Below are 471 nucleotides of genomic sequence, written 5' to 3'. Positions count from 1 at the left end.
TTCACCGACTGGCGCCGAATGTTGCTCCCGTGATTAGGAGGTGCACTCGTTGTCGGATTCTCGACGATGTCGGACATGTGACACAACGCTTCCAGAGCGATCGCATTGTTCCGAAACGATTTTCCCAGTTGGCACGACAATTGCGGTCCTATGCGCAAAAGCAAACTAGACCTGAGAGCCGCACCGCATGAATGTAGCCTCCCAATATCTGCCGCTTGTGGCGCATCACGAAGCCGGGCCCGCGGTGGCCGCCATCGTTTTGCACCGTCAGATGTTCGACGACGACCGTGAACTCCCTTCTTTCTCAAGTGTTAGTATTTACCCCGACGTCGGTGACGGAGAGTGCGGTGGTTTTGTCGAAGGCACGGTTTTCTATTCAGCGCAAGGATTCACCTCGGAGCTAAAGCCGATTTTCGAGAACGATATGGATCGACATTTCCAACGCGATGAAGCGATCCAAGAGATAGTTGC

General features: G+C 53.7%; 1 protein-coding gene. It reads left to right on the top strand.

Translation table 11 applies throughout. The features are described from left to right. Positions 1-187: 187 nt before the first annotated feature. The coding region (locus EN807_RS32555) for a hypothetical protein (protein WP_135937932.1) at positions 188-471 on the top strand (284 nt) is incomplete at its 3' end.

The organism is Mesorhizobium sp. M5C.F.Ca.ET.164.01.1.1 (assembly GCF_004792125.1).
Classification (GTDB): domain Bacteria; phylum Pseudomonadota; class Alphaproteobacteria; order Rhizobiales; family Rhizobiaceae; genus Mesorhizobium; species Mesorhizobium wenxiniae.
The sequence above is the reverse complement of the archived record's forward strand: the minus strand, read 5'-3'. Positions and strand labels throughout refer to the sequence as shown.